Consider the following 13,497-nt stretch of genomic DNA (forward strand, 5'->3'; position numbering starts at 1 on the left):
TTTAGGATGAGTAGGTGAATTTTTACAAAGGTAATATCGTGAGGACAATTGAGAGAACCGTTTTACAATGCTGAATAATACATTTTAGACGAATTAACTTATTTGGTCGACCAATTAAACTGCTCCTTCGATCAATGATCTATAATTTCGTTAAATTGATTCAGATGGAGAAAAGCCCTGGAGTGATTCGGCAGGGCTTTCACCATAAAACTGGTGTGGGTCATCAACGGTGCATAGGTAGTGAACTTGCGTAATCGACTGCGACCTTTCTGTCTCTCAATACTGCCATGAATCCGGAACCATGCCGGAAAATAAAGCCGTTGCATTTGGAAATTGATTCGGGCACCTTGTCGATCGTTGTGTCGCGGCTTTGTATCTGCCAGCCGTTCGCATGTGGCATCACCGCAAAAACGTGTTCTTTCTTCGCTTTCCAGTCCGGGTGGTATTCGGTGAGCACTGCCACATTATTCGGCAAGATCTCGCGTTTCTGGTAATCGTTTTCGAGCCGGTTCCGCAGCAGCGCATAATGCTTTTCATTCTTGACAATATCGACAGCGAAATCGACGGCAAGGCGAAACTGTTTGTCCTGCTGCGCAGGATCTGTTACGTCCCGGTTAAAGCCCTTTATCAAGTTATCCACCGTGCGAAAGCCTGCGGGAAGCGTGTCGAGCTGGCCGTAAATGTTGCCACGGTTGGTGTCGAGCAGATCGATGACCGAAACAAATTCCTCGAAATAGGGCTGCGCAGGCTGGGGACAGATCCGATTTTTAAAATACCGGTAAACCAGACTTGCGGCAGACGGCAGCGCAGTATCTTGGTGATGGTCGAAATTTAGCTTTTCAGGTTCGTATCGACCGCCCACGTCGAGTACGACGATCTGGGGATCGAGCCGGGCATAGTGTAAAATGCTTTTGTCCCGCGTCCGGATCAGATTAAACCCGGCGTGAAATTGGGTGAGCATGGCGACGGCAAAAACATCGTCGGCGTGGAAGGTTGTATCGTGGGTAACAACGGTATGAAAATTCATTTTAAACATGGTTTGATCAGTTAAGGCTTTTTATAGTTACTGATCCGGGCATAAGCTTGACCACCGTTTTTAGCCAGCCATGCGTGCAACTTTTTCGCGGCTTCCAGCGTCAATGGTTTAATTTCACCCGACATCCCATTCGAAAGCGTTTCCTCGGAAATTGGGTACCAGTTCTTGTCTCCAGTGTGGTAGGCTTCGACCATATACTGCGCTTGCTCGGTACTTAAATCGGTCGGCTCGACCGTCGACATAAACAACTCAGCAGCGTCGACAAAGTCAGACCGGTTACTGCGGAAATTATGGTGTTTTTGAACCGACTCGCCCGCCTTTTCGAAATATTTCAAGTTCCTGGTCACCATTTGCGATGGTTCCATGCCCGGCTCAAAATCCAGCTTATTCCGGATCAGTTGTAAACGGCTGTGCAACGTATGCGCCAGCGTCGAATAATTCAGTCTCATGTGTAATTGATATTTTTAGTATCTTTAATGAAGTGCTTATTAGATAACAATAATATCAATATGTTGGATAAAAGTCAATGTCAGGAACGTTGGCGGGCTTAGTTTAAGAGATCCTAAGGATCAGATCTTTCTGGTGCTGGTAGGCGTCGCTCCAATATCGTCCGTTAAGTTGCCAGTATTGATCTTGCGAGCGCACCGGCGTCGAGCCGTTTTCCTGCATTACTTCGTCGATCTTGTGGGTAGTTTTGTTTCTGGCTTCCCATACCTGCCCGGCTTTAATTTGTTCCATTATCTGTTAGAGTTTTAAGCGATTTTTCATTCCCGCGTAGTAGTCGATCATTGCGGCCAGCCGAGTCATGTAGTCTTTTTCTTTGATCACTATGCACAGCTTTATTAGGTGCTCGATGTCGAAGTACTCGTCGGGGTGGCTTTCGGCTGAACCAGACGCCCACGCATTGAAATTTTCCGAGTCGATGCGAACTAGCCAAGTGTATTCTGTGGGCGATTTTATCTTCACGAAGTAGTGCTCGCTTCCCGTTCGCAGGTAGATCGGATAGTTAAGATCTGGTGACGGTTGAACCGGGGTTCTTTTAATCCAGTCGAGAATCATATTTACCAAGTTTACCCAGGGGTACCTGTTTTGCGTGCCTACCATGCCTACGGTGCCTACGCTTTCGGTTAGTGCCTGCTTTTTAGTGAGTTATCAATTTTAAGGCCGTAGGCAAATGCTTTTTAGCGTAGGCAAATGCCCGTTTTCGTAGGCATTTGCACTTTTGTAGCCATTTCAGACCCATTTGCCTACGGTTGCCTACGGTTTGCCTACGCTTTCCTACGCTTTTCTTTCCCTTTACCATTATTTATTTATTTAATAATCAATTATTTATTAAATAGAGAGAGGGGGCGTAGGCACCGTAGGCACGGTAGGCAAGGAAAATCATGGTTCCTAAAACGGGTCTGCCTTGCGGCTGCTGCTTCCTTTGCTTTTTGATTGATTATCAGTGGATTTGCCTATGCCGCCTACGGAATTATTGTCTGAATCCATCTCCTCGTTCAATCCTTCGAGGCTGAAACTGTCCATCGAATCGGTCATGAATTCGTAGTCGAAAGCGAAAGCCGAAGTCGGGGAGCCGCCGAACTTGACGTTTCGAATGCTGCCGTGAAAGCCTTTTGAATGGATCAGGTAGTGCTTTAAAGAACCTGTATCGAGGCCGTTTTTGCCGTACTGCTTCCGGTGTAATTCGAGGTAAAGCGGCTGAATCTTTCCGAGACGCAGAAATAGGACTTTTCGGGGCTTGCCGTCGTCGAGCGTCTTTTCGGTACTTTCTCCGTTTTCGTAGACAGTCAGGGTCGGCACGGACTTGATTACAAAATCTTCGTTTTCCTTGATCATGCGCTGACGGTACATATATTCTACCAGATTCCAGAAGGTGCTCGTTTCCTTGCTTCCGGCAATAAGCGAATTCTGTTTTTTGAGCATTAGCCCGGCAGTCGCCCGGATCTCGGCCTGTGTAAATGGGAACTGCAGCACGTCTTTAAGAACCTCGAAAGTTGAGAGTAGCACCGACATATTTTTTACCAGACGGTCGTCGATACCATGTTTCGAAAAGCTGCTTTTTAAGTGCTCAAATTGTTCGTTATACACCTCAAAAAACTTGTTTTCGATCAGCTCGCGGTGTACCGAGACTTCGGCGGTGATGTGGCCGAATTCGAGGTTTTTTCCGCGCAGATGGAAACGGTCGAGTAGTTGGCGCTCTTCATGGTTAAAGTCCGTCCGATCGTATTGTAAAAGGATGCACCGGGTAAATAGTGCTATGTCTGCGGTCGGCAGCTCCTGCCCGGATACAATGCAACCAGACGACACCGGGATCGATTTGTTACGGTTGTCGCGGGTCATATCTGACTTTGTATGCCCGTTACCGTCGTAGGCTGTTTTGAGGGATTGAACGCGTCCCCAATCGATGCTATTCAGATACTCGTCAAACCATACTACCGCGTTCCGGAATTCGGCGAAGTGCTTGTAAAAACCGACCGACGTTCCTGTGTTCAAAGCGAACGGTGGCCGGGCGCGGCCAAACAAATAACTGATTGACCATGCCATCGTCGATTTACCGGTCTGTGGTGGTCCGAAAAGGAACAGGTGCGGAAAACAGCGGAAGCGGTCGAATATAATGTCGCGGAAAATGCAGGATACATAATATAATAGACCGATGCGGCCATTATCGCCATGCACGCCGCAGAAGTCGCGGGCGTACTCGCCGAAAGTGACAGTGCCCTGATTGAAAATAAACTTTTTGGCGTTCTGGTACTCGTCTTCGTCATTCTTGTAGATCTTCGAAAGCGGTGGTAGGAAGTAGCGTTTTTCGCCATGTTCGACAATGCCATAGCCGTCTTTGTCGAGCGGTGTAAACTTTGGTCGGGCAGCTGCGGCAGTAGCGCTGGCCGGGAGGGTCTGAATGCCGTTTGCATAAGCATAAAAGCCGTCTGGATGGTAGCCCAAGGTTTTCACTTCTTCGGCCTCCTTTGACTCGTCGAAAAGTTTAGATTTTACCTTCATAAATTGTAGTTGATTACCCATAAAAATGAAATTGCCCTGCGACTCGACGTTTTTCCGGAAGCCGTCGAGCTGCACAAATTCGCCCGGTTCCAGATCGACCACTTTCGACTTTTTGTAGCAGTTACTTACCTCGTAGATCCGTTTCGGGTTGGATTTGGAAATGATCAGGAATAGCGGCCGTATGGTGAAATTGCTACCTGCGGAAAACTTGAAAGTCTTGCCGTCGTAAGTCGAAAACCAGTAGCGGCCAGCCCACTCGACAAAGCCATATTTGCGGAACATTTTGCGGATCTCCGGCGTGTGCCAGACTTGCTTCGGAAGTCCTACCTGTGGCGATTCGTCGTCCTCGAAAAAACTCTCGTCTTCCTCTTCGTCGTCGACTTCTTCCGCTTTTTCTTCAATGTGACTAATGGTTACATTTGTTGCTACATTTTCTCCGGTGTCGGCAGCAGCTGCGCCCGGATCTGCGGGCGACGTGGCCAGCTCGACCGGCAGCTGTTCGGTGCCCGTTTCGTCTCCGTCGATGGTGTCCGCGCTCTGATCAGCGTCGGTGCCGGGTTGCTCCCTAGCTACCGAAAGCAATTTCGGCCCGACCAGCGTGGCATCGTCCAGGTCGACCAGCTTTTGCCCTCTCTGGTCGATAATGTGGTCGGCGATGTCGTAGCCGTCTTCGCGATCGGGGAACAGGTCGATAATTTGGTGGCTCACATGGTACGCGGCCAGCTTCCGGATGCTGCTGTTACTTTTGCCGGGTCTGCCTGCTTTATCGGCGTCACAAAGCCAGATCACATGACGACCGAAAACGGCGGGAATCTTTGCGTCAGAAAGTCCGGTATTTGCACCACAGGCGAGCCAATCAAATTGCGGGTAGAAATAGGAGGCGATAACCGCCGATTTCTCGGACTCGACGACGATTACCGTCCTGCGCTTGTCTGGATCTAGCAGGTGCTCCCCGAAAAGACAAAGCATAAACCGCTTGTAGGGCTGGTTTTCGTCCTGTTTGAGGCTGAAACTTTCGTGTGCTTTCTCCCGCTTTCCATCCGTCCGGTACTGCATATATTTTGCATTAACGATACGGGATTCGCGGTTCCGGAAGGCGTAAACGGTTAGTTTGAATTCAGTGCCGACACCCCATTTTTTAAAATGGCTGTTTGGGATTCCGAGAATGTCCTGCGCGAATGTGTGCAGGTTGGAGTGCATCCTTTTTATGGCGGAAACGATGCGGTCGAGCTGCTTCCCTTCGGGGAAAACCTGCTCGATCTCTGACTGGGGCTGGGCTTCTTTGGCTCCCTCGCTCTTTATTCCCCTTGGTGGAGCGTGATAGCCACAATTATTTTGCCGGTCGCAGATCCCGAAATCTTCGAGCCGGTTTCCGTTTAGGTCTTCGTAGTACCTGAATACTTTCGGATGTCCGCAGGACGGGCAGGCTTCTTTTTTCTTTGGGTGTTTTTCGAGCCGGAAAGGATACTCGTTTGATTGCATGGTAATGTCAAATTTTGGCCAGTAATGGCCGCGCGGGTTAATGGATCGGGGGAACGTGCAGCCGCAAACGTGGTTGCATGGAAAAGTGCCGGTAGGCGCTCAATGCCGGAAAGCTCCGGCACGAGCAGCTGATTTAAACCCTCCTTTCACTCTTGGAAATGAGCGCCTACCGGGCGGGCGCTAACGTCGCGGTGAGAATAGCATTTGAATGTTGGTGGCGGTGGCGTAGCGTGCCATTATTTCGGCCTGATCGCTCTCGTTTGCCTTAGAAAGGGCTTTTGCCAGACGCTCGCAGTACTCTTGATTGTATTGCCGGAGCAGCTGCTTTTCGGGATCGGTGTAGTTCATTGCCACGCGGGATATACCGCCGATTCTGCGACCTAAATTAGCTGCGATAATTTTCTCGGCCAGCGAAACGTGAGCGTGCGATTTCTTGCCTTGTGTGTGCATTTCGTGTGATTTTATCATAATGTGTGCGACTTGTAGCTCGCGAATGGTGAGCGGGATAAATGTGCAGTTCATTTCCATTTTGTATAAGGTTATGCGAGTGGTAGGAGGTTGTTTATTGCTATTTCCAGGCAAGCATGGATGTCGGAAAGTAGGTTGTGCTCTTCGATCAGCTTTTCCGCGATCGGCAGATCCGTCGACGCGGCGATCGCATTCAGGGCTTTAATGCCTGCGGCCAATATTTCGGCTTCCATATATCGAAGGGTATCGAGGTCTGCTGGCAGGGCTCCTTTTGCCCACATTCCGACGATTTCTTGAATAGTCATAGTATCGAATTCCAGTCTTTTGCGGTGATCATGTGGGTGCAGTTAATGCACCGGTGGAACTTCACCGGTTTGAATCCGGAGTATTTGATTTTCGCGATTTGATTTAGTAGGCATTTCGGGCAGACGATCTGGTCGTGCTCGTAGGTAGTGTGCTCGTGGTCAGGGACGACGCGGGAGCCGGTGCTTTTTTTCATATTCATCCATGTTTATCGGGTTTCGGAGATCCTTAATAATGCCGCCTGTGGCATACAGAAAGAAGATAGCGGCGACGAGCTTGATCAGTTGGTGCAATGCTTCAATTCTTTCCATGCTTTTCTTTATTGCTTTTGCGCACCGAGTAGGTGACGATTGAGAAAATGCCGCCACATAGGACGCCAGTAAAAAAGGTTGAGTTTGACGCGATGAATTCCGCGAGAGCGCCACCGGTGGAAACGACAGCCAGGGTAGCGAAGCCGTGGGCTTTTGAGGTCATGCGTATTGTAGTTTTGGGTGTCTAAAATGGCATTCTGAATCAGGTAGTTCACGGACTATGACGTCGCGCACAAAGACAGGTAGTAGGTGGCCGTCAGTTCTTTCATAGATCGATCGCCAGCCGCCTTCTGTCAGGCCAGCTTCAAGCAGCTTTACTTTAATGCGTTCGCGTTCGTAGGCGGGAAGGTTGAAAAGTACTTTTCCAAGAGGTGTCCGTTTTTTCGTGGGTGAGATATTCATGAGGTGGTTATTGAACTGTTACTGATTGCGGCTCAAATGTAAATCAAAATGGTTTACATTATCAAACAAAAAGGTTGCAATATTTGCAGCGTTTTTGCATTCTCTTGAAAATCAGCTGTATTAATATCAATCAATTTGATTGCTATTTTGCGGCCACGTGCAATGGTTGATAGGGCATTTTGGGGTAAAATGGCGATTTGATGGGGTTGCGGGATTGAATTTTACATTTCAACCGTCAATATTTGCGTTTCAAATGCAAAACAACTTACTTGTAATTGTATTTACACTTGTTTAACAATAGAGCGAAATGGAAACACCTATCGGATTAGTGATTAAAGAGATCGCTAACGAGAAAAATCTCAAACTTGGACAGTTGGCGGAGTTGTCTGGCCGCAGCAGACAGGGTATATATGTGGTATTTGGACGTTCAGAAATGAAGAACGAAGAAATAGAAGAGTGGGCGAAAGTCCTCGGTGTGACAAAAGACTACATTTTTAATAAATGGAAGAACCATAGCAAAGCAGATAACACTATCGGATCATCGTATTTGCTTGAACATCTTGCTGCATTGGAAGAGCAGTTCAAGGCATTGACTGAGCAGTCTAAGGCTCTGGCAGATCAACTCCAAAGCCAGTTGGCGGTAAAAGATAAGCAGATTGAGCGCTTAATGGATCTTTTGGGAAAGCTTAATCCTGCCGCCGACAGATCGAAAGAGTTTTCGTTCTTTGAGTCGTTAACTCAAGCAGCGTAGGCACTTTCGGTGGCAGAAGGAAGCGCTCATCGCGTTTCAGATCATAATTAGTTAAAAGTTAATGGGTTAAAAGGGCAAGAGGTTTCTAGTATATAGTCCGATATTCTCCACTTGATAATCAGCCACTTACAAATTATATGTAAGTGGCTTTTTCTTTAGGTCGAACATTTTTTGTCGTTTTGGTTCAGTTGACCGGCTCAGCCACCACCGATTCTATGTTTTTTAGCTCACCATTTCGCGCTTCAGCAACTAATACCGAGTTAGTTCAGGGTAATAGCTAACCTAATATCCTGTAAAAATGCCAGTTGGGGTTTTAACCATCTTCCCAGAACATCCGCCCTGTGATCAAAGACATCCAACCCGTGATGGATTAGCTGATCCATTAACAATTGCCTCTCGGAGGAATTGTTGTCCAGTAGTGCATCCGAACGAAGCCGATGCACGGTGCACTCTTTTTTGTCTATTGATGAAGAGAATCATCCCCCAGAACCCAGGGGATAATTAGCAAACTTCTTACTACAACTTTTAACCTATACGGTTAATCGTATTTAAGTTTAGCGATTTTGAAGCTCCAATTTATTTATACTATCGTATTTTCGACGAACGGTTACATATGTCCTGACGAATGAACCGTTAATTGGTGAATCGGTTTTAAATATATTATAGACATTTCAATCCTTTTCTTTTCACCGTGGCTAATGAAAGAGCACAAATCCAGAAATTTCCATATGCGGAAGAGCCCTGATTTTTCTTGACAGATTTTTTTGATTATTTAATTGAAGTAAATTCTTTCAAATTGAGTTTTCCGATGATTTCACCATTTCGGGAGCAATTTACTCATCAAGCTTAGTCGCTCTTTAAACTAAGTTTTGCTCTATTAAATGAGTTCTCCACATCTTAGGCCTACTTTCAATTCAATATCCTTTTGCAAAACTTCGATTCAAGCAGTATTAGCTTGAATGAGTATCTGGTTACCACTGTTTTCGATTTGCTTGTTGGTACTGTTGAATTACAAGGAGGACGGTCCAGCTTGGTAAAATTTCGATTGAACGGATCATTCAGTAAAAACCGAACGTATAGCTTCCCCAATAGCTCTGCCAGTCAGCCTGCTTTGGATCGCTATTGGGAACCATCTGCACCGTGCTGATCATCCATTTTCCAGTTTGATCAATGGAGAAACTCACGTTCCCGTCGTTGTCGCTTCTAAACGATTCATGGGTTGTTTTCCCTCCCACCTTATGCCAGGCCAGTACCAGTGCGTTGCCCAATGGCTTATTATCAAAAAGTACTTTAAAGGTCATCGGGCCTTTGGCCGTTTGCGCGTAGGGATTCCTGGCAGGGATAATTTCAAGCCGCATACCTGTGTTGACGGCGTAAGTTTCATCGGTTGGCTTTCCCACCTGAATCAACGTCTTTACGCAGCGCTGGTACAATTCCCTTCCAGCTTTCAGCGTATCCTTGCGTTGTTCTCGAAGCTTTGCCGCATGATCCAGACCTTCGGTACGTAGGTACGCATTGAATTGCAAAGCTTCGAGTTCTATAAACTTACTGGTATTGTTAAATGCAATGAGGTGGTTTCCTTCCGAGGCAAAGCTCATATCGATACTACTGAGGCTATCCCCATAAACGTTGCTGCGAACGTCGTGTTTTGGCCTTTATGGTAGTGATCCAGCTTAACGATTTTGTATTTATGTCCGTTCGAATGCTCGCCGGTGTAATCTTCACCAACCATCAGGTCAATGCGGACTTTTTCATTTTTGTTAAGCCAGAATTTTACGGGTTCGAGCCAGAATTCGTGCGCGAATGCTAATGAACAAAATAGCAACAGGCAAGCCAGGGAAAGCAGTCTTTTTGTTTTCATAAAATGCGACTTTGAGCGCACAAATTAACGCATATCTTAGGATTTGCTATATTTGCGCGCCGATCGATGCGTACATTTATACTTTACATATGGCTTATTACAACGATCCTGCCGACGTTTAGTCAGTGGGGAACGATTGCGTACTATAAGCTTAACAAGGAATATATCACGCGTGTCCTCTGTCAAAACCGGGATAAACCGCAGCTCCATTGCAATGGGAAATGCTACCTGGCTAAAAAACTCAAAGAGCAGCAGCAGAAGCAGGACCAGCAGACCGGCGAGCGTGTTGAAAGCATCCCCATGCTCCAACTATTCGCTTCTGAATTAGCACATTTCGAGTTCGTTCCGGTACAACTACCACAAGCTGCTCAACACATTTTTTCATATCGGCTGGCCACCTATCAGGCACCGTTTTCCATACTTGTACCTCCTCCCTGCGCGTAACACGATTTTTTGATTTGAAACGCCGCATTTAGCTCTGATGACCTCTCCCGTCATCCGGATCAACGCATGGGCTTACATCCAAACCTATTTCGCTCGCTCCTGAAACGGGGTGAGCACATTAATTGTATCTATCGATGAAAATCAAATATCTGTTGCTATTTCTTTTAACCGCAACTATCTGGGAAGAAAACTTTGCCCAATCCAGTCCTGATTCGCTGAACCGACATAGCATCAGCAAAGAACAGGAACTGGAAGAAGTGGTAGTAAGTACAGCGAAGAACCGCTACCAGGTTTTATCCTCCAATGCATCCACCCGAATGAATACGCCATTGCTTGCTACGCCTCAATCGGTGCAGGTAATGTCGGCGGAGGTGCTGCGCGACCGGCAGGCATTCACGTTGAATGAGATTGCCGGTTCATTCACAGGCATGAAAGCCAACAATGGCAATGGTAACTTTCAAATACGGGGTTTTACGGCTTACTCGCCTAATGATGCCAGTTTTCTGCTTTATAACGGAGTACGGGGGAACCTGTTCTTGTGGAGCCAGCAGCCGTTGCTTTACAATATCGAGTCCGTTGAGTTGCTTCGTGGTCCATCGGGCGCTTTATTTAGCGAGGGTTCTCCGGGTGGTGTCGTCAATTTTGTCACTAAAAAGCCGCTGACTGAAAAGCGGGCAAACGTGGATCTTTCTCTGGGAAGCTGGGCATTTGGCCGCGCATCGGTCGACTTTACCGGGCCTATCGATCGTGAGAAGAAGCTTTTATACCGGGCGATCGTCGGCTATGACCGCGGGGAGAGTTTCAGGAATTATCAGGAGAAAAAGAACCTTTTCGTTGCGCCGTCACTAACCTACCTTTTTAACAGCCGGACTTCGTTGAACCTCGAACTCAACTATGCCTATTCCAGGGCCGTTCAGCAATACGACAACGGTAGCTTCATTTATTCCAGGCCCGACGGCAGTTTCGATTTCAACCATTATTCCAACAAGCTGACCATCCAGAGCCCGACAGATTATGGCAAAACCCATAACATGTCGGGCACACTCACCTTCGATCACCGGATCAACGACAATCTCAAACTCACAGTCGTGGAGCGGGCCGTGCGAAATGTGCTCGATTTTACAGACCATATTCCGGTTGGAAGGATCAGAAACGATTCGGTCAGCCGAGGGTACCAGGATTGGCTTACCGACAGGTTCAGCCTGCAAACAACCGCTTTCGCCACTTACAGCGCGAAAACCGGCGCGGTAGGGCATCAGGTCATCGTCGGCACTGATTATAACCGTTATGGATGGACTGAAAACGATTATCAATACAAACCATCCACCCGCATTTCCATTCTGAACCCCAACTATACCGGCAGTGTTCCCGACGCCTCGGTTTCGGCCGACGAGTCGGATGACAATAAGCGGGTAACGAACCTGATCGGCGGCTATATCCAGGACCAGCTGAGCATTGGCAGTAAACTGAAGGTGCTGCTTTCACTGCGTTATGACAGCTATAATGCGAAGGAAACGCCGCTTTCGGACCGGGACAACAAGCAGGGCGACGAGCTGCAAGCTTCCGGCTGGATTCCCCGGATCGGATTGGTGTATTTGCCGGTGAAGAATGTCTCGATTTATGGTACCTATCTAAAATCCTTTAACCCTCAAACTTCCAACAATGTGCTGGCTGGTGGCCCATTCCCGACCCGGAAAGCGACCCAGTATGAAGTTGGTTCAAAGGCTGATGTGCTCGATAGCCGCTTGTCGGCAACATTGTCGTTGTATCAAATCAATTATGCTAACATTCTGACGGCCGCACCGACGGAAGAAAACTCCCACCGGCAGGCGGCGATCGATGGGACGCGCAGCCGGGGAGGTGAGTTTTCCATTACCGGCTGCCTGAACGCGCTCAGCCTGATAGCTGGGTATGCATTCAACGAGCACGTGCTGGTGAGCACGACCACCTACGGCAAAAAAGGCGACCGATTTGCCAATGCGCCGAAGCATCAGATCAACTTTTGGGGCAAATATGCGCTTCCTGCTAATGTGCTCAAAGGGTTCAGTTTGGCGGCGGGTGCTCGGTATGTGAGCGACCAGGTCGGTTTGCTGAGCAATCAAAACTTTGTTTTCCCTTCTTACATCGTCCTGGATGCAGCGCTTTCGTACCAGCGAAACAGGTTCCAGGTCCAGTTGAATGCATATAACCTGGCCAACAAGCACTACTTCACCGGAAGCCGTTCCGGCGTGACGCTGGCAGGGTTAGGTGATCCATTTAATGTAAGATTAGGAATTAGCTATCAACTCTGGTAACCGGATTATCAGCGCATTATGAAGAAAGTACCATTTGCCAGGACCCTTTTCAGGCTACACAGCTGGCTTGGCTTGTTTACCGGGATATTTCTGATTTTGCTGGGATTAAGTGGCTCCGTTCTGGTTTTCAGAACGGAGCTTGACCAGTATTTTAACCGAAATCTGCTGCATGTTTCACCGGTAACCAATACCGCGACTGACCAGGTCTTGAAGCGCTGTTACGAAAACATCACCAGCCGCTACCCGAATCTGGACGGCATTGCATGGGTAAATCCGGACGCGGGGCCGACCGATGCCTACAATTTCAGGATTTACTTCAACGACGCCCGCCTGTTTACGTATGATCTCGGGCTGATTTCATTTGACCCGCACACCGGTGCGATTCTGCGTGAGGGACCGTCGAGCGAGTTCACGCCCAGTTTTATCGAGTGGCTTTTCCAGTTTCATTTCAGCTTCCAACTAGGTATTCCCGGTGCGGCTTTGACTGCCGTTTTTGGCATTACCATGCTGCTTTCCCTGATCACGGGCGCGGTGGTTTACCGCAAGATGCTGTGGAAAGTGATTTGTTTTAAAATAAAAATCAACCGAAAGAACTGGCGGACGATCAGCTCGGATTTACACCGTATTGTGGGCGTGTGGTCGCTGCTATTGAATGCTGTGATTTTCTTTACCGGATTCTGGATGAACCTGTTTGCGTTCAAAGCCAAAACGTGGGAGAATGAGCAGGTAGCCGCCCGGCCCAATACACTCATAACCATCTCCCCGGATCGGATGTTTAAACAAGCGCTCTCGGGCATGCCGGATTTGCAGCCGACCTATGTTTACCTGCCGACGCAACCAACCCGTAAGTTTGAAGTACGCGGCTATTCGGCGGGGCAATGGAAGATCTGGGGAAGCTCCAACTCGGTGAAGATCGATCCGCAGACCGGGGAGTTACTATCTATTAACAGATTTTCGGACAAGCCCTTGGCCGAGCGCATTGAAGCGACATTCTTCCCGCTGCATGTCGGGAATTTCGGTGGCATTCCCGTTAAGGTTTTGTATGTGATATCCGGGCTTGCTCCGGGTCTATTATCTGTCACAGGCTTTTTGCTTTGGTGGCGGGGAGTCCGGAAACCGAGGAGAAAATAGCGCTTGCTGCT

The 13,497-nt window shown here is 48.0% G+C and carries 16 protein-coding genes; 4 read left to right on the forward strand and 12 right to left on the reverse strand.

All coding sequences use genetic code 11. The features are described 5' to 3' along the window. Window positions 1-223 precede the first annotated feature (223 nt). From ACTJJJ_RS16180 to ACTJJJ_RS16225, 10 genes are all read right to left on the reverse strand, one after another. Entirely contained in the window at window positions 224-1,027 is an 804-nt protein-coding gene (locus tag ACTJJJ_RS16180; protein WP_440702324.1) for an MYG1 family protein, read from the reverse strand. A gap of 20 nt (window positions 1,028-1,047) precedes the next feature. Continuing rightward, a complete protein-coding gene (locus tag ACTJJJ_RS16185) occupies window positions 1,048-1,485 on the reverse strand; it encodes a hypothetical protein (RefSeq protein ID WP_440702325.1) in 438 nt (145 codons plus the stop codon). A gap of 103 nt (window positions 1,486-1,588) precedes the next feature. Further along, on the reverse strand, window positions 1,589-1,774 hold the full coding sequence (locus tag ACTJJJ_RS16190) for a hypothetical protein (protein WP_440702326.1): 186 nt from the start codon (window positions 1,772-1,774) through the stop codon (window positions 1,589-1,591). Between the two features lie 6 nt (window positions 1,775-1,780). Continuing rightward, window positions 1,781-2,095: a hypothetical protein gene (locus ACTJJJ_RS16195; RefSeq protein ID WP_440702327.1), complete on the reverse strand. Its 315-nt coding sequence runs from the start codon at window positions 2,093-2,095 to the stop codon at window positions 1,781-1,783. A 333-nt stretch (window positions 2,096-2,428) separates the two neighbouring features. Continuing rightward, on the reverse strand, window positions 2,429-5,521 hold the full coding sequence (locus ACTJJJ_RS16200) for a DUF6371 domain-containing protein (protein WP_440702328.1): 3,093 nt from the start codon (window positions 5,519-5,521) through the stop codon (window positions 2,429-2,431). Between the two features lie 180 nt (window positions 5,522-5,701). Further along, window positions 5,702-6,049 (reverse strand): hypothetical protein, encoded by a 348-nt coding sequence (locus tag ACTJJJ_RS16205; protein WP_440702329.1) that lies wholly within the window; start codon window positions 6,047-6,049, stop codon window positions 5,702-5,704. 11 nt (window positions 6,050-6,060) lie between these two features. Next, complete coding sequence (locus tag ACTJJJ_RS16210; protein ID WP_440702330.1) at window positions 6,061-6,294, reverse strand: hypothetical protein; 234 nt, start codon at window positions 6,292-6,294, stop codon at window positions 6,061-6,063. Then, window positions 6,291-6,488 carry a hypothetical protein gene (locus ACTJJJ_RS16215; protein ID WP_440702331.1) on the reverse strand — a complete coding sequence of 66 codons (198 nt, stop codon included), beginning with the start codon at window positions 6,486-6,488 and terminating at the stop codon, window positions 6,291-6,293. Before ACTJJJ_RS16215 ends, ACTJJJ_RS16210 begins: the two co-directional genes overlap by 4 nt. Further along, window positions 6,454-6,603, reverse strand: a complete 150-nt coding sequence (locus ACTJJJ_RS16220) for a hypothetical protein (protein ID WP_440702332.1) — start codon at window positions 6,601-6,603, stop codon at window positions 6,454-6,456. The genes ACTJJJ_RS16215 and ACTJJJ_RS16220 overlap by 35 nt, the downstream gene beginning before the upstream one ends. Next, window positions 6,590-6,766 carry a hypothetical protein gene (locus tag ACTJJJ_RS16225; RefSeq protein WP_440702333.1) on the reverse strand — a complete coding sequence of 59 codons (177 nt, stop codon included), beginning with the start codon at window positions 6,764-6,766 and terminating at the stop codon, window positions 6,590-6,592. Before ACTJJJ_RS16225 ends, ACTJJJ_RS16220 begins: the two co-directional genes overlap by 14 nt. 546 nt (window positions 6,767-7,312) lie before the next feature. On the opposite strand from ACTJJJ_RS16225, the gene ACTJJJ_RS16230 reads away from it, so the two are divergent. After that, window positions 7,313-7,756, forward strand: a complete 444-nt coding sequence (locus tag ACTJJJ_RS16230) for a helix-turn-helix domain-containing protein (RefSeq protein WP_440702334.1) — start codon at window positions 7,313-7,315, stop codon at window positions 7,754-7,756. A gap of 1,058 nt (window positions 7,757-8,814) precedes the next feature. Here ACTJJJ_RS16230 and ACTJJJ_RS16235 read toward each other — a convergent pair. Beyond that, window positions 8,815-9,354 carry a DUF4198 domain-containing protein gene (locus tag ACTJJJ_RS16235; protein WP_440702335.1) on the reverse strand — a complete coding sequence of 180 codons (540 nt, stop codon included), beginning with the start codon at window positions 9,352-9,354 and terminating at the stop codon, window positions 8,815-8,817. Then, on the reverse strand, window positions 9,351-9,617 hold the full coding sequence (locus tag ACTJJJ_RS16240) for a hypothetical protein (protein WP_440702336.1): 267 nt from the start codon (window positions 9,615-9,617) through the stop codon (window positions 9,351-9,353). Before ACTJJJ_RS16240 ends, ACTJJJ_RS16235 begins: the two co-directional genes overlap by 4 nt. Window positions 9,618-9,683: 66 nt before the next feature. On the opposite strand from ACTJJJ_RS16240, the gene ACTJJJ_RS16245 reads away from it, so the two are divergent. The 3 genes from ACTJJJ_RS16245 (at window position 9,684) to ACTJJJ_RS16255 (ending at window position 13,486) form a co-directional block, all read left to right on the forward strand. Next, window positions 9,684-10,061, forward strand: coding sequence for a hypothetical protein (locus ACTJJJ_RS16245; RefSeq protein ID WP_440702337.1), 378 nt, complete (start codon window positions 9,684-9,686; stop codon window positions 10,059-10,061). 134 nt (window positions 10,062-10,195) lie between these two features. Next, window positions 10,196-12,355, forward strand: coding sequence for a TonB-dependent siderophore receptor (locus ACTJJJ_RS16250; protein ID WP_440702338.1), 2,160 nt, complete (start codon window positions 10,196-10,198; stop codon window positions 12,353-12,355). Window positions 12,356-12,373: 18 nt separating this feature from the next. Next, window positions 12,374-13,486, forward strand: a complete 1,113-nt coding sequence (locus tag ACTJJJ_RS16255) for a PepSY-associated TM helix domain-containing protein (protein ID WP_440702339.1) — start codon at window positions 12,374-12,376, stop codon at window positions 13,484-13,486. Window positions 13,487-13,497: the final 11 nt, after the last annotated feature.

The sequence above is a fragment of the Dyadobacter sp. 22481 genome (assembly GCF_052044875.1).
In the GTDB taxonomy this organism is placed as follows: Bacteria; Bacteroidota; Bacteroidia; order Cytophagales; family Spirosomataceae; genus Dyadobacter; species Dyadobacter endophyticus.

What these genes read in the sequence shown, in the direction of transcription:
- ACTJJJ_RS16230 (WP_440702334.1), top strand. Translation starts at nt 7,313, where the DNA reads ATGGAAACACCTATCGGATTAGTGATTAAAGAGATCGCTAACGAGAAA.
- ACTJJJ_RS16205 (WP_440702329.1), bottom strand. Translation starts at nt 6,049, where the DNA reads ATGGAAATGAACTGCACATTTATCCCGCTCACCATTCGCGAGCTACAA.
- ACTJJJ_RS16190 (WP_440702326.1), bottom strand. Translation starts at nt 1,774, where the DNA reads ATGGAACAAATTAAAGCCGGGCAGGTATGGGAAGCCAGAAACAAAACT.
- ACTJJJ_RS16210 (WP_440702330.1), bottom strand. Translation starts at nt 6,294, where the DNA reads ATGACTATTCAAGAAATCGTCGGAATGTGGGCAAAAGGAGCCCTGCCA.
- ACTJJJ_RS16215 (WP_440702331.1), bottom strand. Translation starts at nt 6,488, where the DNA reads ATGAAAAAAAGCACCGGCTCCCGCGTCGTCCCTGACCACGAGCACACT.
- ACTJJJ_RS16220 (WP_440702332.1), bottom strand. Translation starts at nt 6,603, where the DNA reads ATGGAAAGAATTGAAGCATTGCACCAACTGATCAAGCTCGTCGCCGCT.
- ACTJJJ_RS16225 (WP_440702333.1), bottom strand. Translation starts at nt 6,766, where the DNA reads ATGACCTCAAAAGCCCACGGCTTCGCTACCCTGGCTGTCGTTTCCACC.
- ACTJJJ_RS16245 (WP_440702337.1), top strand. Translation starts at nt 9,684, where the DNA reads ATGCGTACATTTATACTTTACATATGGCTTATTACAACGATCCTGCCG.
- ACTJJJ_RS16240 (WP_440702336.1), bottom strand. Translation starts at nt 9,617, where the DNA reads ATGAAAACAAAAAGACTGCTTTCCCTGGCTTGCCTGTTGCTATTTTGT.
- ACTJJJ_RS16185 (WP_440702325.1), bottom strand. Translation starts at nt 1,485, where the DNA reads ATGAGACTGAATTATTCGACGCTGGCGCATACGTTGCACAGCCGTTTA.
- ACTJJJ_RS16180 (WP_440702324.1), bottom strand. Translation starts at nt 1,027, where the DNA reads ATGAATTTTCATACCGTTGTTACCCACGATACAACCTTCCACGCCGAC.
- ACTJJJ_RS16250 (WP_440702338.1), top strand. Translation starts at nt 10,196, where the DNA reads ATGAAAATCAAATATCTGTTGCTATTTCTTTTAACCGCAACTATCTGG.
- ACTJJJ_RS16235 (WP_440702335.1), bottom strand. Translation starts at nt 9,354, where the DNA reads ATGAGCTTTGCCTCGGAAGGAAACCACCTCATTGCATTTAACAATACC.
- ACTJJJ_RS16195 (WP_440702327.1), bottom strand. Translation starts at nt 2,095, where the DNA reads ATGATTCTCGACTGGATTAAAAGAACCCCGGTTCAACCGTCACCAGAT.
- ACTJJJ_RS16255 (WP_440702339.1), top strand. Translation starts at nt 12,374, where the DNA reads ATGAAGAAAGTACCATTTGCCAGGACCCTTTTCAGGCTACACAGCTGG.
- ACTJJJ_RS16200 (WP_440702328.1), bottom strand. Translation starts at nt 5,521, where the DNA reads ATGCAATCAAACGAGTATCCTTTCCGGCTCGAAAAACACCCAAAGAAA.